This is a genomic window from Promicromonospora sp. NPDC057488 (genome assembly GCF_042802395.1).
Lineage (GTDB): Bacteria > Actinomycetota > Actinomycetes > Actinomycetales > Cellulomonadaceae > Promicromonospora.
On sequence record NZ_JBHVEG010000130.1, the window covers coordinates 1 to 18,228 of the forward strand.

Annotated in this window: 22 protein-coding genes; 15 read left to right on the forward strand and 7 right to left on the reverse strand. The window is 73.1% G+C overall.

Annotated features, from left to right (window positions below):
* Positions 1 to 52 precede the first annotated feature (52 nt).
* Both ACFU5G_RS21780 and ACFU5G_RS21785 read right to left on the reverse strand, forming a co-directional pair.
* The gene (locus ACFU5G_RS21780) at positions 53 to 613 is read right to left on the reverse strand and encodes a hypothetical protein (protein ID WP_377249497.1); all 561 of its coding nucleotides are present in this window, start codon (positions 611 to 613) and stop codon (positions 53 to 55) included.
* 110 nt (positions 614 to 723) lie between these two features.
* Entirely contained in the window at positions 724 to 1,725 is a 1,002-nt protein-coding gene (locus ACFU5G_RS21785) for a helix-turn-helix transcriptional regulator (protein WP_377249499.1), read from the reverse strand.
* Between the two features lie 102 nt (positions 1,726 to 1,827).
* Between ACFU5G_RS21785 and ACFU5G_RS21790 the strand changes: the two genes are divergently transcribed.
* The 3 genes from ACFU5G_RS21790 (at position 1,828) to ACFU5G_RS21800 (ending at position 4,771) form a co-directional block, all read left to right on the forward strand.
* Positions 1,828 to 2,877, forward strand: a complete 1,050-nt coding sequence (locus ACFU5G_RS21790; protein ID WP_377249501.1) for an ATP-binding cassette domain-containing protein — start codon at positions 1,828 to 1,830, stop codon at positions 2,875 to 2,877.
* Positions 2,874 to 3,689 carry an ABC transporter permease gene (locus ACFU5G_RS21795; protein WP_377249503.1) on the forward strand — a complete coding sequence of 272 codons (816 nt, stop codon included), beginning with the start codon at positions 2,874 to 2,876 and terminating at the stop codon, positions 3,687 to 3,689. Before ACFU5G_RS21790 ends, ACFU5G_RS21795 begins: the two co-directional genes overlap by 4 nt.
* Before the next feature lie 218 nt (positions 3,690 to 3,907).
* Positions 3,908 to 4,771 carry a patatin-like phospholipase family protein gene (locus tag ACFU5G_RS21800; protein WP_377249505.1) on the forward strand — a complete coding sequence of 288 codons (864 nt, stop codon included), beginning with the start codon at positions 3,908 to 3,910 and terminating at the stop codon, positions 4,769 to 4,771.
* A 13-nt stretch (positions 4,772 to 4,784) separates the two neighbouring features.
* On the opposite strand, the gene ACFU5G_RS21805 is transcribed toward ACFU5G_RS21800, so the two are convergent.
* Positions 4,785 to 5,477: a dienelactone hydrolase family protein gene (locus ACFU5G_RS21805; protein WP_377249507.1), complete on the reverse strand. Its 693-nt coding sequence runs from the start codon at positions 5,475 to 5,477 to the stop codon at positions 4,785 to 4,787.
* Positions 5,478 to 5,553: 76 nt separating this feature from the next.
* On the opposite strand from ACFU5G_RS21805, the gene ACFU5G_RS21810 reads away from it, so the two are divergent.
* Positions 5,554 to 6,003 carry an NUDIX hydrolase gene (locus ACFU5G_RS21810; protein ID WP_377249509.1) on the forward strand — a complete coding sequence of 150 codons (450 nt, stop codon included), beginning with the start codon at positions 5,554 to 5,556 and terminating at the stop codon, positions 6,001 to 6,003.
* A gap of 46 nt (positions 6,004 to 6,049) precedes the next feature.
* On the opposite strand, the gene ACFU5G_RS21815 is transcribed toward ACFU5G_RS21810, so the two are convergent.
* Positions 6,050 to 6,643: a histidine phosphatase family protein gene (locus ACFU5G_RS21815; RefSeq protein ID WP_377249511.1), complete on the reverse strand. Its 594-nt coding sequence runs from the start codon at positions 6,641 to 6,643 to the stop codon at positions 6,050 to 6,052.
* Between the two features lie 44 nt (positions 6,644 to 6,687).
* On the reverse strand, positions 6,688 to 7,287 hold the full coding sequence (locus tag ACFU5G_RS21820; protein ID WP_377249513.1) for a transcriptional regulator: 600 nt from the start codon (positions 7,285 to 7,287) through the stop codon (positions 6,688 to 6,690).
* Positions 7,288 to 7,399: 112 nt separating this feature from the next.
* Between ACFU5G_RS21820 and ACFU5G_RS21825 the strand changes: the two genes are divergently transcribed.
* A complete protein-coding gene (locus ACFU5G_RS21825; RefSeq protein WP_377249515.1) occupies positions 7,400 to 7,732 on the forward strand; it encodes a PEP-utilizing enzyme in 333 nt (110 codons plus the stop codon).
* A 122-nt stretch (positions 7,733 to 7,854) separates the two neighbouring features.
* Complete coding sequence (locus ACFU5G_RS21830) at positions 7,855 to 8,787, forward strand: M23 family metallopeptidase (RefSeq protein WP_377249517.1); 933 nt, start codon at positions 7,855 to 7,857, stop codon at positions 8,785 to 8,787.
* Between the two features lie 61 nt (positions 8,788 to 8,848).
* Here ACFU5G_RS21830 and ACFU5G_RS21835 read toward each other — a convergent pair whose 3' ends face one another.
* The gene (locus ACFU5G_RS21835; RefSeq protein ID WP_377249519.1) at positions 8,849 to 9,232 is read right to left on the reverse strand and encodes a VOC family protein; all 384 of its coding nucleotides are present in this window, start codon (positions 9,230 to 9,232) and stop codon (positions 8,849 to 8,851) included.
* 90 nt (positions 9,233 to 9,322) lie between these two features.
* Between ACFU5G_RS21835 and ACFU5G_RS21840 the strand changes: the two genes are divergently transcribed.
* From ACFU5G_RS21840 to ACFU5G_RS21850, 3 genes are all read left to right on the forward strand, one after another.
* A complete protein-coding gene (locus ACFU5G_RS21840) occupies positions 9,323 to 9,778 on the forward strand; it encodes a nitroreductase family deazaflavin-dependent oxidoreductase (protein WP_377249521.1) in 456 nt (151 codons plus the stop codon).
* Positions 9,779 to 9,879: 101 nt separating this feature from the next.
* Entirely contained in the window at positions 9,880 to 10,809 is a 930-nt protein-coding gene (locus tag ACFU5G_RS21845; RefSeq protein WP_377249524.1) for an intradiol ring-cleavage dioxygenase, read from the forward strand.
* Positions 10,810 to 10,855: 46 nt separating this feature from the next.
* The gene (locus tag ACFU5G_RS21850) at positions 10,856 to 11,572 is read left to right on the forward strand and encodes a DUF1684 domain-containing protein (RefSeq protein ID WP_377249526.1); all 717 of its coding nucleotides are present in this window, start codon (positions 10,856 to 10,858) and stop codon (positions 11,570 to 11,572) included.
* Between the two features lie 36 nt (positions 11,573 to 11,608).
* On the opposite strand, the gene ACFU5G_RS21855 is transcribed toward ACFU5G_RS21850, so the two are convergent.
* Complete coding sequence (locus ACFU5G_RS21855) at positions 11,609 to 13,132, reverse strand: GMC family oxidoreductase (protein ID WP_377249529.1); 1,524 nt, start codon at positions 13,130 to 13,132, stop codon at positions 11,609 to 11,611.
* 162 nt (positions 13,133 to 13,294) lie between these two features.
* On the opposite strand from ACFU5G_RS21855, the gene ACFU5G_RS21860 reads away from it, so the two are divergent.
* From ACFU5G_RS21860 to ACFU5G_RS21885, 6 genes are all read left to right on the forward strand, one after another.
* The gene (locus ACFU5G_RS21860; protein WP_377249532.1) at positions 13,295 to 14,200 is read left to right on the forward strand and encodes a helix-turn-helix domain-containing protein; all 906 of its coding nucleotides are present in this window, start codon (positions 13,295 to 13,297) and stop codon (positions 14,198 to 14,200) included.
* Between the two features lie 60 nt (positions 14,201 to 14,260).
* Positions 14,261 to 15,022, forward strand: a complete 762-nt coding sequence (locus ACFU5G_RS21865; RefSeq protein WP_377249534.1) for a VIT family protein — start codon at positions 14,261 to 14,263, stop codon at positions 15,020 to 15,022.
* 16 nt (positions 15,023 to 15,038) lie between these two features.
* A complete protein-coding gene (locus tag ACFU5G_RS21870; RefSeq protein WP_377249536.1) occupies positions 15,039 to 16,313 on the forward strand; it encodes an arginine deiminase in 1,275 nt (424 codons plus the stop codon).
* Positions 16,314 to 16,389: 76 nt separating this feature from the next.
* A complete protein-coding gene (locus ACFU5G_RS21875; RefSeq protein ID WP_377249538.1) occupies positions 16,390 to 17,220 on the forward strand; it encodes an ion transporter in 831 nt (276 codons plus the stop codon).
* A gap of 200 nt (positions 17,221 to 17,420) precedes the next feature.
* Positions 17,421 to 17,555 carry a hypothetical protein gene (locus tag ACFU5G_RS21880; protein WP_377249540.1) on the forward strand — a complete coding sequence of 45 codons (135 nt, stop codon included), beginning with the start codon at positions 17,421 to 17,423 and terminating at the stop codon, positions 17,553 to 17,555.
* Positions 17,556 to 17,707: 152 nt separating this feature from the next.
* Positions 17,708 to 18,178, forward strand: a complete 471-nt coding sequence (locus ACFU5G_RS21885) for an HNH endonuclease (protein ID WP_020018328.1) — start codon at positions 17,708 to 17,710, stop codon at positions 18,176 to 18,178.
* The last annotated feature ends 50 nt before the right edge of the window (positions 18,179 to 18,228 follow it).

The following is an 18,228-nucleotide window of genomic DNA, read 5'->3' on the forward strand; positions in this document are numbered from 1 at the left end:
GCTCTGAGCCGGCTCAGAGCGAAGAAAACCTGACCCTCGAAAGAGAGAGAGTTCAGCGCCCGACGGCGGCCGTGAGCCGGTCGATGAAGTCGCGCTCGCCCGCGGAGACCAGCACGCGCTTGCTGAAGAAGCCGCCCTCCTTGGTGCCCGCGGCCTCGGCGACCTCCTCGGCGATCCGCAGGATCCAGTCGGCGTAGGCCTCGACGTCGGCGGCGTCCGCGCGCTCGCGGAGCACCTTGACCGAGGCGCCGGTCAGCTCGACCGCGCGGGCCGTCTCGCCCTCGGGGTCGGGCCGCGCGCCCTCGGTGGCCGCGCGGTCGGTGGCGGCGGCCGCCGGGGCGACGCCGACCTGCGACGCGGGGTTCCGGGCGGCCTCCGCCGCGGCCGCGTCCTGCTCCCCCAGGCGGGCGCGCATGGCGACCGCCACCTCGCGGACGAAGTCGTTCTCGTGCTCCTGCGCCTCCCGGAACACCTTGGCCCCCGACGCCATCTCCTTGAAGAACTGGATCGCCCCCGGCTGGCCGTCGGCGAGGGTCGCGCCCTTCAGCACGGCGCCCGGCGCGTCCAGGATCTGGGCGAGCTCGTCATCAGTGAAGTCGGACAGGTTCGTCATGCGCACGCTCTCTGTTGGGGTCGGGTCCTCGGGCAACGCATCAACATACTGTGCGGTTCCCCTGGCGCGTGCCCCTTTCTCGCAGGTCAGGCAGCCGGTCAGGCAACAGGTCAGCCAGCAGGTCGGTCCGGTACGGCCGCGGCGTAGCGCGCGCCCAGGTCCCTCGTGGCGGCGACCAGCTCGGGCGGCCCCACCACCTCGAAGGGCACGCCGAAGACGCCGAGCCGGCCGGCCAGCCCGGCCCAGGACCACGAGCCGAGCACCACGCGGCACCGGGCCTCGCCGTCGACGTCCGGCAGCGGCTCGCACAGCCCGTTGGCACCGACCCAGGGCGCGAGGTCGGCGGCCCGCGCGTGCAGCACCGCCTCGCCCCGCACCGGCGAGCGGGAGCCGTTGATCCGGGAGCCCACGAAGGCGGCGACGTCGCCGCCGGGCACCTCTCGCGCGACGAACCGCGGGCCGGTGCCCGAGCGCAGCGTGAGCCGGTCCACCCGGAACATCCGCCAGTCGTCCCGGTCCAGGTCGAACGCGACCAGGTACCAGCGCCCCTCGGAGGTGACCAGGTGGTACGGCTCGACCCGGCGGGGCGGCCGGAACGCGGCGTCGCCCTCCCCGACGGTGGCCATGGTGCCGCCCTCGTAGTCGAACCGGACGACCTCGCGCGCCTGGCAGGCCGAGCCGAGCGACAGCAGCAGGTCGGGGTCCACCTCCGGCTCCGCGGGCCCGGTCCGACGCCGCACCGTGGTCACCTCGAGCGCGTCCAGGCGCGCCCGCAGCCGGGCCGGCATGACCTGGCGGATGGTCGCCAGCGCCCGCAGGGCCCCCTCCTCGGCCCCGGGGATGGCGCCGGTGCGCAGCGCGACGGCGACGGCGACCGCCTGCTCGTCGTCGAACAGCAGCGGGGGCAGCTCGGCGCCGGCGTCGAGGCGGTAGCCGCCGTCGGGCCCCTTGGTGGCGGCGACGGGGTAGCCGAGCTCGCGCAGCCGGTCGACGTCGCGCCGCACGGTGCGGGGGCTGACGTCCAGCCGCTCGGCGAGGAGCGGGCCGGGCCAGTCCCGGCGGGCCTGGAGCAGCGACAGGAGGGCGAGGAGGCGTCCGGAGGTCTCGAGCACGGATTCAGGATCGCACGCGGAAGAGGACAGGAACTGACCGCTACCCACGACAGGCTGAGGGGGTACCGCAAGAAGCAGCACGGACCGCAAGAAGGAGACATCGTGATCCGCACCCGAGCGCTCACCAAGGACTTCGTGGTGAGCCGCACCCGCACCGTCCACGCCGTGCGCGGCATCTCGCTCGACGTCGAGCCCGGCGAGCTGGTGGCCGTGCTCGGCCCCAACGGCGCCGGCAAGACGACGACGCTGCGCATGCTGACCACGCTCATCCAGCCGACGTCCGGCACCGCCGAGGTGGCCGGGTACGACGTCGTCGAGCGACCCGACCGGGTCCGCGCCGCCATCGGCTACGTGGGCCAGGGCGGCGCGGGCGGCGCCGCCCAGCACGTCCGCGACGAGCTCGTCACGCAGGGCGAGATCTACGGCCTCGACCGCCGCACCGCCAAGGCCCGGGCCGGCGAGCTGCTGGAGGCCCTGGACCTGACCGAGCAGGCCGACCGCAAGGTGGAGAGCCTGTCCGGCGGGCAGAAGCGGCGCCTGGACGTGGCCGTCGGCCTGGTCCACGAACCGTCGCTGCTGTTCCTCGACGAGCCGTCGACCGGCCTGGACCCCCACAACCGCGCCAACCTGTGGGAGCACATCCTGCGCATGCGCACCGCGGCCGCCGAGCCGCGGACCATCGTGCTGACCACCCACTACCTCGACGAGGCGGACACGTTCGCCGAGCGGGTCATCGTGGTGGACCACGGGCAGGTCATCGCCGACGACACCGCCGACGCCCTGAAGGCCGAGCTGGCCGGCGACCTGGTCACCCTGCGGGTGCCCGCCGAGCACGCCGCGGACCTCGCGGCGATCGCCGAGCGCGCGCCCGGCACCCGGTCGGTCCGCGTGGCCGACGCCTTCGGCGTCCGCACCGTCGAGATCCGCACCGCGGACGGCCCCGGCGCCACGCCCGGCCTGCTGCGCGCCGCGGACGCCGCCGGCCTGGAGGTGAGCCGCGTGGACGTCGCGCGGCCCACGCTCGACGACGTGTTCCTCGGCCTGACCGGCCGCAGCCTCCGCGAGACCGGAGTCGACACCGCCGGGCCGGACGAGCCCGCCGACGCCCGGACCGCCACCTCCGCACCGATCAAGAAGGAGGTCCCGGCATGAGCGCCGCGACCCTGACCCCCGCCACGCCGACGTCCGCACGCCCCCAGGCCCGCCGCAGCTTCGTGCGCGACACCCGCATCGTGCTGCTCCGCGAGCTGCGCCCCGTGGCACGCGACCCGTTCTCGCTGCTGTTCGGCCTCATCCAGCCCCTCGTGTTCCTCGGGCTGTTCGGCCCGCTGCTGGTCGGCTCGGCGGGCGCGACCCTGGGCTCCGACGTCTGGCTGTGGTTCGTGCCCGCCGTGCTGGCGATGACCACGCTGTTCGGCAGCTCGGTGACCGGCTCCAACCTGCAGCTCGACATCTCCTCCGGCGTGCACGAGCGGATGCTGGTGACCCCGCTGTCCCGGTCGGCGCAGCTCGTGGGCCGCGCCCTGAAGGAGATGGTGCCGGTCCTGGCCCAGTCCGCGGTGGTGCTGCTCGTCATGCTGCCGTTCGGCCTGCGCCCGAACCCGCTCGGCGCGGTGCTCACCCTGCTGCAGCTCGCCGTGCTCGGCATCGGCGTCGGCGCCCTGTCGTACTCGCTGGCGCTCGCGGTGCGCAAGCAGGAGTGGATGTTCTGGGTGGTGCAGCAGACCGTGCTGTTCCCGGTCATGCTGCTGTCCGGCATGCTGCTGCCGCTGGAGACCGGGCCCGCGTGGATGCGCGCCGTCTCGACCGTGAACCCGCTGCGGTACGTCGTCGACTCCGGGCGCGCGGCCTTCGCGGGCGACCTGGCGTCCTCCGCCGTCGCGTGGGGCTGGGTGGCGGCGGTGGTCACGGCCGCCGTCGGCCTGACGGTCGGGGTGCGGGCGATGGTGCGCTCGGCGGACTGACCCCCCACGTGTCAGACGCTCAGGTCCCTCGGGTGACCTGAGCGTCTGACACGTGTCGCTGGAGCACGACGCCGGCCCGAGCCGGCCTGGTCCGGCGGGTGATCTTCGGGACGACGGACGACGGGGAGCGCAGGTCCGGCTGGTCCGACGACGGGGCACCCCACGATCACCCTCGCGTGACCGCGCCCGGCCCGGGGCCCGGTCGTAGTGTGCGAGGCATGACGGACGCACTCGTACTCGGAGGTGGCGGCGTGGCCGGCGTCGCCTGGGAGCTGGGCGTGCTGCAGGGCATCGCCGACAAGGACCTGGAGCTCGCGGCGCGGCTGGTGGGCGCCGGACGGGTGGTCGGCACGTCGGCCGGGGCGGCCGTGGCCGCGCAGATCACCAGCGGCACGCCGCTGGAGACGCTCTACGAGGCGCAGCTCGTCGACGACGGACTCGACTTCGTGGTCGAGTTCGACGGCCCCGCGATGCTCGCGGGCTGGGCCGCCGCCCTGGAGCCGGCGCCCGACGGCACACCGCCCGACCCGCACGAGATCCGCCGCCGGATCGGCGCGATGGCCCTGGCCGCCACCACCACCGACGAGGCGACCCGCCTCAAGGAGCACGAGACGCACCTGCTGAGCACCGAGTGGCCGGCTACCGACCTCGCCATCCCCGCGGTCGACGCCGAGTCGGGCGAGCTGCGGGTCTTCCGCCGCGACTCGGGCGTGCGGCTCCTGGACGCCATCGCCGCGAGCTGCGCGGTGCCGGGCGTGTGGCCGCCCGTGACGATCGGCGGCCGGCGCTACGTGGACGGTGGCATCCGGTCCGTCGCGAACGTCGACCTGGCCGCCGGCGCCGACCACGTGCTGGTGATCACGCCGCAGCGGCCCGGGTCGCCGTCGCCGTTCGGCCCCTCGGCGACCGAGCAGGTCGAGGCCCTGGCGCCGGCGAAGGTGCTCATGATCTGCGCCGACGACGCCTCGACGGAGGCGTTCGGCATCAACCCGCTCTCCCCCGCCACGCGGGCGCCGTCGGCCGCCGCGGGCCGCGCGGTGGGCCGGGCGCAGGCGGCGGAGCTGGCCGCGCTGTTCGCCTGAGCCCGGGGTCGCGTCACCCCTGGCCGGGCCCGCCCAGGTGCTCGGCGAGAAAGGAGAACGTGCGTTCCCACGCGTCCGCCGACGCCGCCGGGTCGTGCGACATGCCCTGGATCCGGATCAGCATGCCGAGCGCGCCGGTGTACTGCGCCAGGAACGAGTGGGTCGCCTCGGGGTACACCTTGAGGTCCACGGGCACCCCGGTGCGCTCCAGCCCGGCGCGCAGCTTGTCCACCTCGGCGCCGTCGACCACCTTGTCGCGGGCGCCGTAGCTCGCCACGACCGGGCAGGGCGCCGAGAGCATGCGGTCGAGCTCCGCCGGCTCCTGCCGGCCGGGCGGCAGCAGGCCGTAGTTCACCGCGGCGGCGTCGAACAGGCCGCGACCCGCGGCGACCAGGGCGAACCGCCCGCCCAGGCAGAACCCCATGACGCCGACGCGGCCGGTGCAGTCGGGCCGGGCCGCGAGCGCCGCGCGCTCGGCCTCGAGCCGCTCGTAGGTGGGGCCGTCGTCGTCGAGCAGGCTGCGGAAGGTCTGCCGCAGGCAGCGTCCGCGCTGGTACAGGGACGGGGCGTGCACGAGGAAGCCGTTGGCGGCGAGGTGGTCGCAGACGCGCCGCAGCTCGGCGGTCATCCCGTAGGCGTCGTGCACGACGACGATGCCGGGGAACGGGCCGTCGCCGTCGGGGACGGCGGTGTGTCCGGGGTGCACCGTCGGACCGTACCAGGATCGTGTGCATGATGCATATACCCCGCGCCCGAGGGATGCCCCGGGGATGATGGGCACCATGTTCACCAGCGCAGACGGGTCCATCGACCTGCGGGTCTCCGCGTACGCGGTCGTCACCGACGAGGCGGGGAGGCTGCTCCTGCCCCACTGGTCCGAGGGCGGCCGTGAGGGCTGGACGATGCCCGGCGGCGGCATCGACCCGGGCGAGCACCCGGCCGACGCGGCGGTCCGGGAGGTCTACGAGGAGACCGGCTACCACGTGGAGCTGGAGGGCCTGCTCGGCGTCGACAGCATCGTGCTCGCCGCCGCGGACCGCGGGCATCGGGCGAAGCGCCCGGGGCAGGCCCTGCGCATCGTCTACCGGGCCCGCGTCACGGGCGGCGACCTGCGCGTCGAGGAGGACGGTTCCACCGACGGCGTCGCCTGGCACACCCCGGCGGAGGTCGACGCGCTCGACCGGGTCGGCCTGGTCGACCTCTCGCGCCGCTGGGCGGGCCTGCTCCCCTGACGTGTCAGACCCACAGGTCACCCGAGGGGCCTGTAGGTCTGACACGTCACGGCCGGGCCGACGGCGGGAAGCCCGTCCAGCGCAGGTCGCCGGGCAGGTGCCCCATGTCGTTGAACAGCACCACGGTGGGCGGCAGGCCGTCGCGGTACTGGATGACGGTCAGCGCCGTGTTGCCGCTGTTCAGGCCGAGCCAGCGGGCCGGGGGCGCGTCGAGCGCGTGCCGCAGCAGCCAGGCGACCTGGAACGCGTGGGTGACCAGCACCTCGTGCGCCTCGACGTCGGCGGGCCGTGCGAACCGCTCGACGAGCGCCGCGGCGAGGCGCTCGCCCTGGACGCGCTCGGCGTCCTCGTACCCGTCGAAGAAGCCCGCCCAGGCGGGCAGGAGGTCCGCGCCGGTGGGGACGAAGGGCACGTGGTCGACGAGCTCGGCCGCCTCGGCGACCGGGACGTCCGGCAGGTGCGTGCCGATCACGCGCGCGCTCGCGGCGGCGCGCGGCAGGGGCGAGTGCCAGACGGCGTCGATCGGAAGCCCGGCGAGCCGTTCGCCGAGCAGGTTCGCCTGCGTGCGGCCGACGTCGGTCAGCTCGCCGAACGCGTCCGCCGCACCGTGCCGGGCCAGGTAGAGATGTCGGGTCGCCATCCGACGAACCTACCGGTCAGGCCCGCGCCGCCGGGAGCGACGCACTACTCGGCGCGCGGGACGCCGAGGGTCGAGACGAGGTCCTCGTGCAGCTCCATCCACACGGTGTGGCACGAGCTCAGGCCGGTGCCGGCCACCCACTCCCCCTGGCCGGAACGCGCCCGGTCGAGCGCGGAGGTGAACCGCGTGTCGTACCCCTCGAACCTCGCCAGCACGGAGGAGAGCGAGGCGACCAGCGGCGTCAGCTCGTCGCGCAGCGTCCCGAGCTCGTCCAGCACGCGCGCGTCCCACTCGGGGTCGGTGTGGTGGTTCGGGGTGAGCCGGTCGTCCTTCTCCGGCAGGAGCTGCCAGTCGGTGCACGCCTGCAGCAGGCGGGCGTTCAGGGGCCCGAACGCCTCGTGCGCCCGCTCGACGACGGCGCGCTCACCCGTCTCCGACAGCTCCTCGGCCAGGCGTCTGTCGTCCTCGGCGCGGCCGCGGTCCGTCAGCGACCAGCCCGCCGTCGTCCCGAACGCGGCGCGGCGCACCCAGCCGTACGCCTCGTCGTCGAGCAGCAGCTCGTGGGTGTCCGCGCGGTCGAGGCCGAACCGCACGGCGACGGCGTCGTCGTCGGCCATGCCCTGGATCCGCACGGAGTGGAGCACGAGGAGCTCGGGCTGAGAGGATCTGCCGAGTACCGGGATGTGAGCCATATTGCACCGTGCAACGTCCGCTCGCCGGTGTCAACGGGCGACGGGTTCGCCCAGGGAGGAAGTCATGACCGACCACCCCGCCACCGAACTGGCTGGTACGCCCGGCAGTCCGGGCCTCGCGTCCGGTCCCGCGCGTGTCGTGCACGGCCCCGACGACTTCACCCGCGTACGTCCTGGCGACGTGCTCGTGTGCCGGTTCACCGAACCGGCGTGGACCGCCCTGTTCGGTGTCGTGGCCGGCGTGGTCACCGAGACCGGCGGCGTCCTGTCGCACGCCGCGATCGTGGCCCGCGAGCACGGCATCCCCGCCGTCCTGGCCGTGCCCGGCGCCATGACCACCCTGCGCGACGGCCAGACGATCACCGTCGACGGCGGGGCCGGGCGGGTCGCGGCCTGACCCGACCGGAGCACCGGTCCGGGGAGCCGTCCAGGGGCAGCCCTACCCATGGGCACCACCGAGCGCGGCGTGTCAGCCTTCCGGCGTCAGACCAAGAGTCAGACCCAGGATGGAGAGCACCAATGACAGTCAACTCCCCGTTCCGCAGAAGATCCGCCAGGCAGTGGGCGCTCGCCGCGCTCACCGCGCTCGCCCTGGTCGCCGCACCGGCGTCCACGGCCACGGCGTCCCCCCTGTCCACCACGTCCTCCTCGGACGGCGCCGGCGTGCTGGCGACCAACCACAAGTCGCCGTTCAGCTGCGGCAAGACGTTCTACGCCAACAACTGGAGCGGCGGCCACAGCCCCAACGGCTCCATCGACTGGCAGACCTACGGCGGCGACGCCGTGGGCGGCGAGACGGTCCGCGCCACGGCCGGCGGCACCGCCACCTTCGACGACGAGGGCGCCACCAGCTACGGCAAGTGGGTGCAGATCGTGCACGGCGACGGCACCCGCACCCGGTACGCGCACCTCGCCACCATGGTGCGCAACCCGGGCCAGACCATGTCGGTCAGCCAGGGCACCGTGATCGGCACCGTCGGCTCCACGGGCGGCTCCGAGGCACCGCACCTGCACTACGAGCAGCGCAGCTCCTCCGGCGTGGTCGACACCTCGCCCACGGTCGACGGCGTGACCGTCTCGGTCGGCCAGAAGAAGGCCGTCACCAGCACCAACAGCTGCGGGTCCAGCAACCCGTACACGCCCGTGGAGGTCTGCGGCAGCGGCTTCGCCGTGATCGACCAGGCGGCACTCGGCTCCGTGGGCCGCACCTACCTGCTGTACAACTCGGGAACCGGCAGCAACTGCGTGGTCACCCTCAAGTCGACCAACCTCGGCACCCCGACCGCGGTCGCGGCCTTCCTGGAACCCCAGGGCGCCTCGCGCACCACCGACTCCGGCAGCTACGGGTACTACGCGGGCCCGGTCAAGCGGTCGGCACCCGGCACCTGCGTCAAGTGGGGCGGCTCGGTGGGCTCCACCAGCTACACCAGCGGTTTCGAGCACTGCGGCTGACGCCGGCTCTGCGACACCGAAGGCCCCCGGAGTATGCCCGGGGGCCTTCGGCCTTGACGGCTCAGGCGCCCTGCGGCGGCTCGATCAGGTCCCACGGCATGCCGTACAGGTCCTCGAAGACCGCCACGGTGCCGTAGACCTCGTACCGCGGCTCCTCACGGAACCGCACGCCCGCGGCGAGCATCCGGGCGTGCTGCGCGGCGAAGTCGTCGGTCTCCAGGAAGAACGCGACCTTCCCGCCCGCCTGCCGCCCGACGACGTCGTCCTCCCCACCGAGCGCCAGCACCAGGCCGGCGCCGCCGTCCGCCGGGCCGACGACGACGCGGCGGCGTCCGGCCGCGTTCGTCTCGTCCTCCCGCAGGGCGAAGCCGAGGGCATCGACGAAGAAGGCGATCGCCTCGTCATGGTCACGGACGAGGTAGGTGACGTCGGTAAGTCGCAGCACCCGACGATCCTAGGCCGCGCTCGACCCACGCCGCGCCGGTGGCATAATTCCCGCGCCAACCCCCGACCACCGGAAGAGGAAGATCGCTCCATGAGCTTCTCCCACCCCACCGGCACCCGCGGAGCCCGGGTGCCCGGACCCGTGTTCCGCTGGCTGAACAGCCTGATGATGCGGCACGCCCGGCGCACCACGGCCACGACCATGGGCAAGAACCTCCTGGTCCTGACCACCGTCGGGCGCAAGAGCGGCGAGGCCCGGCCGACCCCGCTCGCCTGGTTCCCCGGGCCGGACGGCTCCTGGCTCGTCGTCGCCTCAGCCTGGGGCGCGGCGGCCAACCCCGCGTGGTACCTCAACGTCGCCGCCCACCCGGACCGGCTGACCGTCGAGCTGGGCGGCCGCACGGTCCCCGTCACCGCCACGGAGCTGCACGGGGACGAGCGCGCCCAGGCGTGGCAGAAGATCACCGCGGAGGCCGCGAACTTCCGCCGGTACGAGCAGACCACCGACCGGAAGATGCCGGTCATCCGGCTCACGCCGCGCGCCTGAGCGCGCCGTCCGGCCCAGAGCGCGGCCCGGCCCGGCACAGTCATAGCGCGCTCCCAGCCTCCTGCCGGGCCGGACATAGCTCCGCGCCCTACGTTCGGCCCATGAGCACCCACACCAGCAGGCCCAGCGGCACGCCGGACGGCGATCGCGAGACCCCCGAGGCGCACGACCTCGGCCTCTCGCACGACCTGCCGACCCTCCTCAACCGGCGGCACGCCCTTGGCCTGCTGACCGCGGGCGGGCTCGCCGCGGCGCTCGCGGCCTGCTCCGGCAGCGGTTCGTCGGGCACGAGCGCGGGTCCCGGCGGCGCGCCGTCGGGCGGTCCGGGTGGCGCACCGCCCGAGGGCGGCGAGGGCGGCCCGGGCGGCGGCGCCCCCGGCGACGTCTCGCAGGCCGACGTCGGCGAGGGCGAGATCCCCGAGGAGACCAACGGCCCCTACCCCGCCGACGGCACCAACGGGCCCAACGCCCTGACCATGACGGGCGTGGTGCGCAGCGACATCAGGTCCAGCTTCGGCGACTCGTCCGGCACGGCTGACGGCGTCCCGCTCACCTTCTCGCTGACCGTCGTGGACGTGTCGGGCGAGGGCGACGCCGGAACCCCCGTCGCAGGCGCCGCCGTCTACGCGTGGCACTGCGACCGAGACGGCAAGTACTCGATGTACGACATCGCCGACCAGAACTACCTGCGCGGCGTCCAGGAGGCCGACGCCGACGGCAAGGTCACCTTCACCTCGATCTTCCCCGCCTGCTACGCGGGCCGGTGGCCGCACATCCACTTCGAGATCTACCCCTCGCTCGACGACGCCACCAGCGCCACCAACCGCATGCGCACCTCGCAGCTCGCCCTGCCGCAGGACGTGTGCGACACCGTGTACGCGACCACGGGTTACGAGCAGAGCGTGACCAACCTGGCGGGCGTCACCCTCGACTCGGACAACGTGTTCTCCGACGGGTACGCGCTGCAGCTGGCCAAGGTCTCCGGCTCGGTGGCCAAGGGGTACACGGCGACGCTCCGCGTCCCCGTCTGAGGTCCCGCCCGCGGTGTGTCACCCGGCGGTGGGTAGTGTCGGACGCATGACGCACGCCGCCACCACCTCCCCCGCCATCACAGCACTCCAGACCGCGGACTGGCGACGGCGCGTCTTCGCGCTGTACGCCGAGGCCCGCACCCGCGCCGTCGTCAGCCCGGCGGCGGCGCACGCCGGGTGGGTCGCCGCGCGCGACGAGCTCTTCGCGACCCACCCGGTGTCGCCCATCCTCCCCGAGGAGCGGGCCGGCTTCACCGGGCTCACCGTCACCCCGTACGACCCGGCCTGGCGCCTGAGCGCCCCGATCGTCCCCGCCGAGCCCGGGCCGGACGGCGCCCCGCGCCGCCTCGACGTCCCCACCGGGACCGACGGCGTCGTGCCGTTCGAGCTGCTCGGCACCGTCGCGCTGGGCTCAGACGCCCTGGGCGACCTCGGCACGCTCGACGTCTGGCGCCTCGCCTCCTACGGCGGCGGCCTGTTCGTGCCGATCAAGGACGCGCTGGCCGGCCCGCCCGGCGGCACCTACGGCGGCGGCCGCTACCTCATCGACACGATCAAGGGCTCCTGGCTCGGGCACACCGGCGGGTCGGACGGCGGCGAGGGCGGCGGCCCCGACGACTTCGGCGTCGGCGACCTGGTGCTCGACCTCAACTTCGCCTACAACCCGTCCTGCGCCTACGACCCGGCCTGGACGTGCCCGCTCGCCCAGGACGGCAACACGCTGACGGTCGAGGTCCCGGTCGGCGAGCGCACCCCGAAGTAGGCGCGGGCCGGCCGGGCTCCTCACCCGACAGGCCGCCTACACGGCCAGCGCGTTCCGGTAGATGTGCTCGGCCAGCATGATCGTCGTCAGGTTCGTAGCCGTCGACGGCACGAGCGGCATGATCGATGCGTCGATCACCCGGATCCCGGCGAGGCCGCGGACCGCACCTCCCCCGTCCACCACGGCCCGTGCGTCGTCGACGCCACCCATCGGCACCGTGGAGGTGGGGTGGGCGTAGGACGCGATCTGCTCGTCGATCACCCGCTCCAGGTCCTCGTCGGACTGAACCTGCTCGCCCGGCATCATCTCGGACGCGACCACCTCGGCGAAGGCCGTGGTGCGGGCGATCCGACGGCTGAGCTTCACGCCCTCGAGCATGCGCACCCGGTCGCGCGGGGTCGCCAGGAAGTTGAGGTCGATGTCCGGCGCGACCCGGGGATCCCGGCTCCGCAGGCGGAGAGTGCCGGTGGACTCGGGCTGTACGACGGCGATCGCGAGCACGATCGCCCCGCCGGTGGGGCTGTAGGCGGGATCGATGAGGTGGGTGGCGGAGATCTGCAGGTCGAGCTCGCCCCCGACAGCCTCGGCCGACCTGGTCCACACGAGCGCGCCGGCGGCGGGCGTCATCGCGAGCGCCTCCTCCTTCAGCGCGTACGCGTTGTAGTAGAAGGGGTGGTCCTGCAGGTGCTCGCCGACGGGCAGGTCCGCGAGGACCTCGATCCCGAGGCCTTCGAGCTCTGCCTTCGGCCCGACCCCGGAACGCAGCAGGATCGAGGCGCTGCCGTACGTGCCCGCGGAGAGGATGACCTCATCGGCGCGATACTCCTCGCCGTCCGCGGCGACGACACCGACGGCGGTGGCGCCGTCGAAGAGGACCCGGTCGACCTCGACGCCACCGACGATCGTCAAGTTCGCGCGGGAGCGCACGTCGTCGGTCAGGTAGGTCAGCGCGGTGCTCTGCCGCACACCGTCCACGGTGTTCAGGGGGTTCGGCGCGACGCCGTCCTGCTCCGCGCCGTTCGGGTCCTCGATCCGCTTGAGACCCTGCGCGACGCTCGCGTCGACGAAGGCGCGCATGCCGGGAGTGAGCTCCGTGTAGGCGCGCTGACGGATCGGGAACAGGCCGGTCCGGCCCCGCAGCCGGTCGTCCCCGTCAGGCGTCGACTCGAGTGCCCGGTAGGTCTCCAGCACCTCGTCGAAGGACCAGCCCGTCAGCCCGTGGGCGGCCCACTTGTCGAAGTCGTCCTTCCGCGCCCGCAGCGCCACCGTCGCGTTCACGGCCGAGCTGCCGCCCAGCACCTTTCCGCGCGGGACGGGTACGGCGCCGTTGCGGTCGGTCCCGCGGGCGGTGTAGCCCCAGTCGTGGGCCGCGTCGCCGCCGACGATCGAGGGGTTCAGGATGACGTCCGGGTTGCCGTCGGTGGGGTAGGCGGTGCCTGCCTCCAGAAGCAGGACCGACCGTCCCGGGTCCGCGCTCAGCCGGTTGGCCAGCACCGCGCCGGCAGATCCACCGCCGACGACGACGACGTCGTAATCGTTCGTGCTCTGAGTCGTGCTCATGATGAGAGTTCCTTCCGGAAAGGGCCCCGCAGGTCGGCGGCCTCGACCAGTACAACCAGCCGGGACGGTCCGTGGAGCGGCCGGGCAGGCACCGTTCTGCCTAGGACTGCCAGTGCGACCCTCGGCGGACCGCACCCGTGCGCGAGGGCGCACACTGGGCGGATGGACAGCAGTGACGAGCTCAAGGAATTCCTCCGTGCGAGCCGGGCGAAGCTCCGCCCGTCCGACGTCGGCCTGCCCCGGGTCGCGCTGCACGGCGCCGCTAGCGCGCGGCGCGTGCCCGGGCTCCGCCGTGAGGAGGTGGCTCAGCTGGCCGGGGTGAGCGTCGACTACTACGCCCGTCTCGAACAAGGACGCACCAGGCAGGTGTCCGACGCCGTACTCTCCTCCGTCGCCGACGTCCTGCGCCTCAACCCGACCGAGCGCGAGTACCTGTTCGCGCTCGTGTCCCTGCAGGCCCAGCCCCTCTCCCGGCGCACAGCCGGGTCAGCCGCCGAGCGGGTGCGCCCGAGCGTGCGCCGGACCCTCGCGGCCTTCACCACGTCGCCCGCGCTCGTCATGGGCCGGGGCATGCGGGTCCTGGCGATGAACTCGCTGGCCCGGGCCGTCTTCTTCGACCTCGGCGTGGTCCCCCGGCGCGAGCGCAACATGGCACGCTGGACGTTCCTGGCACCCGAGGCGCGGGACCTGTACGACGAGTGGGAGACCATTGCCGCCGAGGCCGCCGCCGTGCTGCGTGCCGATGCCGGTGCCCACCCCGACGACCAGGCACTCAACGAGCTCGTCGGCGAGCTCACCGTGAAGAGCGCAGACTTCCGCCGGCTCTGGGCCGACCACGACGTCTACCGCTGCGGCTTCGGCACGATCCGCCTGACCCATCCCGTCGCAGGTCCCCTCTCGGTCGACTATGAGGCCCTCGACGTGCCAGGAGCCGCCGACCAGAAGATCGTCGTCTACATGGCGCCGGAAGGATCTCGCTCGGAGGACGCGCTCGCGATGCTGGCGAGCTGGACCGCGGAGCCCCTGGCCGCCGAGCCGGTCACAGCACCCGACACCACGGCAAGGTGAGGCTGCCCAAGGTCGGGCCTGATGTTGGCCCGACACCCGGAGTCCTGGTTGCCTGAGCCCATGACCACAGAACCGTCCGGCGCGGAGCGCCCGGACACCGGCGGCCCCACCGCCGTCGGGCACCCCGACGAGCCCCACACCAACGGGCTCGCGGAGCGGCTGAACTGGCTTCGCGCCGGTGTGCTCGGCGCGAACGACGGCATCGTGTCCGTCGCCGCCGTCGCCGTCGGTGTCGCCGCGGCGACGTCGCAGACCGGCCCGATCCTCACCGCGGGCCTTGCCGCCCTCGTCGGCGGCGCGATCTCCATGGCGCTCGGCGAGTACGTCTCGGTGTCCAGCCAGTCCGACACCCAGAAGGCCCTGATCGCCAAGGAGAAGGCCGAGCTCGCCGAGATGCCGCAGGAGGAGCTCGCCGAGCTCGCCGCGATCTACGAGGCCAAGGGCCTGTCCCCCGCCACCGCACGCCAGGTCGCGATCGAGCTCACCGAGCACGACGCGCTGACCGCGCACCTGGAGGCCGAGCTCAACATCGACGAGGACGGCGTGGTCAGCCCCTGGCACGCCGCGCTCGCCTCGGCCGTCGCGTTCACGCTCGGCGCCGTGCTGCCGCTCGCCGCCGTGCTCCTGATCCCCGAGCCCTGGCGCGTCGGCGTCACGTTCGTCGTGGTGCTCGCCGCGCTGGCGGGCACCGGCTGGCTCGCGGCCTGGATCGGCGACGCGCCGCGGGTGCGCGCCACGGCGCGCGTCGTCGTCGGCGGGGCGCTGGCGCTGGGCGCCACCTTCGCGCTGGGCTCGCTGCTCGGCACGACGGCGGCCGGTTGAGTACCGTAGGCGCCCGATGAACACCATCGACATCACACCCCCGGCCGGCACACCCTCGTCGGCGTACGGCGTCCACTCCGAGGTGGGCCGTCTGCGCAAGGTGCTGGTCTGCGCGCCGGGCCTGGCCCACCAGCGCCTCACCCCGTCCAACTCGGCCGACCTGCTGTTCGACGACGTGCTGTGGGTCGAGCGCGCCCAGCAGGACCACGCCGACTTCGTGACCGAGCTGCGCGACCGCGACGTCGACGTCGTCGAGCTGCACGCCCTGCTCGCGCAGACGCTGCGCGTGCCGGGCGCCCGCGACTGGCTGCTCGACCGCAAGATCGTGCCCGAGATCGTGGGCAACGGCCTGGTCGAGGCCACGCGCGAGTACCTGGAGTCGCTGCCCGAGCACGAGCTCGCGCGGTACCTGATCGGCGGCCTGGCCGTGGCCGACGTCCCCGAGCTGCCGCCTGGCTTCCGCGCGCTGGCGGACCTCAGCCCGGACGCCCGCGAGTACCTCATGCCCCCGCTCCCGAACACCCTGTTCACGCGCGACACGACCTGCTGGATCTACGGCGGCCTCACGCTGAACCCGCTGTACTGGCAGGCGCGCCGGGACGAGACGCTGCTGATGAAGGCGATCTACTCATTCCACCCCGACTTCGTGGGCAGCCGCGTGTGGTGGGGCGACCCGGAGACCACCCACGGCGAGGCCACCTTCGAGGGCGGCGACATCATGCCGATCGGCAACGGGACCGTGCTCATGGGCATGAGCGAGCGCACCTCCCGCCAGGCGATCACGCAGGTCGCCGCCTCCCTGTTCGAGGCGGGCGCGGCCGAGCAGATCGTCGTGGCGGGCATGCCCCGGCTGCGCGCGGCCATGCACCTGGACACGATCATGACGTTCGTCGACGTCGACACCGTCACCGTGTACCCGCGCATCGTCGACCGCGTGCACCCGTTCGTGCTGCGCCCGGACTCCGGCCCGATCGGCGTCTCGGTCACGGACGCCGGCGCCTCGTCGTTCCTCGACGTCGTCGGCAAGGTCTCCGGGCTGGGCCGGCTGCGGGTCATCGAGACCGGCGGCGACGTCTACGAGTCTGAGCGCCAGCAGTGGGACAGCGGCAACAACTCGGTCGCCGTCGAACCGGGCGTCGTGTTCACCTACGACCGCAACACGACCACGAACGACCTGCTGCGCAAGGCCGGCATCGAGGTGATCGAGATCGCGGGCGGCGAGCTCGGCCGCGGCCGGGGCGGCGGGCACTGCATGACCTGCCCGATCATCCGGGAGCCCGTGAGCTGGTAGGCGCCGGACCGCGCCGCGCCCACCACCGACCGACAGTTACTCTGCATTCCGGACAAAACCCTTGAAAGGAGTCCGGATGTCGGTCGGTGGCGTGCCAGTTCGCGAGCACCTGCGCAGGCTGGTGGACCACCAGCGCTTCCAGCGCGTGGTGCTCGGGGTGATCATCGCCAACGCCGTGGTGCTCGGCGCGGAGACGTCGGTCGTCGACGGACCCGTCGACGAGGTGCTGCAGGTCGTCGACGACGTGATGCTGTGGTTCTTCGTCGCCGAGATCTCCCTGCGCCTGATCGCCCACGGGCCCCGGTTCTTCCGGGACCCGTGGAGTGTGTTCGACCTGGTCGTGGTGGGGATCGCCCTGATACCGGCCACCGGGCCGCTCGCGGTGCTGCGCGCCCTGCGGGTGCTGCGCGTGCTGCGCCTGACCGACTCCGTGCCGTCGATGAAGCGGGTCGTCAACGGCCTGATCGCGGCCGTGCCGGGCATGGGCTCCGTGGGCGCGCTGCTGCTCCTGGTGATGTACGTGTCGGTGGTGATCGCGACCAGCCTGTACCGCACGGTCTCGCCCGAGCACTTCGGCGACCTGGGCACGACGGCGTTCACGCTGTTCCAGGTGATGACCGGCGAGGCGTGGCCGGACATCGCGGACGACGTCATGGTGCACGAGCCCATGGCGTGGATCTTCTTCGTCGTGTTCATCCTGGTGGTCTCGTTCGCGGTGCTGAACCTGTTCATCGCCGTGGTCGTCAGCGGCATGGAGAGCATCGACGACCTCGCCGAGCACGAGGAGAAGAACGACGCCGAGGTGATGACCGAGCTGCGCGCGATCCGGGCGCAGCTCGCCGCCGTGCAGGCCGAGCTCGCGGCGGCCCGCGACACGCCGCGGGACCGCGCCACGCCGGTTTCTTGATGCATCCTTGGGTTGCAGTTCCGGAAAAGCCATAGACGCTGTCAAGTCCTCGTTGTACCTTTCTTCACACACGGACTCCGCGCCGTGGCGGCAGGTTGTGTGTCAGTGACCGCCTGCCCCGCGTCTCGGGTACCGCCGACAGCACCACGAACAGCAACCTCACCAGCCACTTCAAGAAACGGGAAAGGAAGAGATCCACGATGGTTCGCACGAGCATCGCGTACCGGGCCGCAGGCCTGAGCAAGGCCAGTGCCGCCACCGCCTCGTCCTTCCCGACCACAGCGCAGCACCTCTGGGACGGCCGCGAGGCCATCCGGGGCGCCATACGCTCCTGATCCGGTTCTGCCGGACCAGTGAACGTGAGCCGCCTCGGGACCCCTGTTCCCGGGCGGCTCTTGTCGTCCCGGGCCCAGGAGCGCAGCGCCCTGAGCACCATCCGAAGGACAAGAAGAACCGAGACGACAAGCTCACCGGAAGGAGCAGGCCCGTGGCCGACGTCCTAGTCCTCAATGCCGGCTACGAGCCGCTGCACCGGGTATCGGTCCGGCACGCCATCCACATGCTCGTGCGCGAGGTCGCGGTCGTGGAGGAGGCGGTCGACGGCCGCTCCTTCGGGCCGTTCCCCTTACCGCGCGTGCTGCGGCTGGTCCGGTACGTGACGATGCGGTGGCTCTACAAGTCGGGCGGGGCGCCCGCGTGCACCAAGCTCGGCGTCAAGCGACGCGACGGCCTGTGCGCCTACTGCGGTGGCCCCGCCGAGACCGTGGACCACATCCTGCCGCGGTCCCGTGGCGGGCCCTCGACGTGGATGAACCTCGTGGCCGCCTGCTACGAGTGCAACTCGCACAAGGCGGACCGCACCCCGGCCGAGGCCGGCATGGTGCTCCACGTGACGCCACACGTCCCACGCGCCGACTACGCCCGCGCCATCCGGCACAGAGCGGCGCGCGCGGCGTAAGCCGTACGCGCGCGATCGGTAAAAGGTCAGGTGATCGGCAACTCGAGTTG

Excerpts from the sequence above, each read along its gene's own strand:
- ACFU5G_RS21780 (WP_377249497.1), bottom strand. The coding sequence starts at position 613 with ATGACGAACCTGTCCGACTTCACTGATGACGAGCTCGCCCAGATCCTG.
- ACFU5G_RS21795 (WP_377249503.1), top strand. The coding sequence starts at position 2,874 with ATGAGCGCCGCGACCCTGACCCCCGCCACGCCGACGTCCGCACGCCCC.
- ACFU5G_RS21800 (WP_377249505.1), top strand. The coding sequence starts at position 3,908 with ATGACGGACGCACTCGTACTCGGAGGTGGCGGCGTGGCCGGCGTCGCC.
- ACFU5G_RS21810 (WP_377249509.1), top strand. The coding sequence starts at position 5,554 with ATGTTCACCAGCGCAGACGGGTCCATCGACCTGCGGGTCTCCGCGTAC.
- ACFU5G_RS21815 (WP_377249511.1), bottom strand. The coding sequence starts at position 6,643 with ATGGCGACCCGACATCTCTACCTGGCCCGGCACGGTGCGGCGGACGCG.
- ACFU5G_RS21825 (WP_377249515.1), top strand. The coding sequence starts at position 7,400 with ATGACCGACCACCCCGCCACCGAACTGGCTGGTACGCCCGGCAGTCCG.
- ACFU5G_RS21830 (WP_377249517.1), top strand. The coding sequence starts at position 7,855 with ATGACAGTCAACTCCCCGTTCCGCAGAAGATCCGCCAGGCAGTGGGCG.
- ACFU5G_RS21840 (WP_377249521.1), top strand. The coding sequence starts at position 9,323 with ATGAGCTTCTCCCACCCCACCGGCACCCGCGGAGCCCGGGTGCCCGGA.
- ACFU5G_RS21845 (WP_377249524.1), top strand. The coding sequence starts at position 9,880 with ATGAGCACCCACACCAGCAGGCCCAGCGGCACGCCGGACGGCGATCGC.
- ACFU5G_RS21850 (WP_377249526.1), top strand. The coding sequence starts at position 10,856 with ATGACGCACGCCGCCACCACCTCCCCCGCCATCACAGCACTCCAGACC.
- ACFU5G_RS21855 (WP_377249529.1), bottom strand. The coding sequence starts at position 13,132 with ATGAGCACGACTCAGAGCACGAACGATTACGACGTCGTCGTCGTCGGC.
- ACFU5G_RS21860 (WP_377249532.1), top strand. The coding sequence starts at position 13,295 with ATGGACAGCAGTGACGAGCTCAAGGAATTCCTCCGTGCGAGCCGGGCG.
- ACFU5G_RS21865 (WP_377249534.1), top strand. The coding sequence starts at position 14,261 with ATGACCACAGAACCGTCCGGCGCGGAGCGCCCGGACACCGGCGGCCCC.
- ACFU5G_RS21870 (WP_377249536.1), top strand. The coding sequence starts at position 15,039 with ATGAACACCATCGACATCACACCCCCGGCCGGCACACCCTCGTCGGCG.
- ACFU5G_RS21875 (WP_377249538.1), top strand. The coding sequence starts at position 16,390 with ATGTCGGTCGGTGGCGTGCCAGTTCGCGAGCACCTGCGCAGGCTGGTG.
- ACFU5G_RS21880 (WP_377249540.1), top strand. The coding sequence starts at position 17,421 with ATGGTTCGCACGAGCATCGCGTACCGGGCCGCAGGCCTGAGCAAGGCC.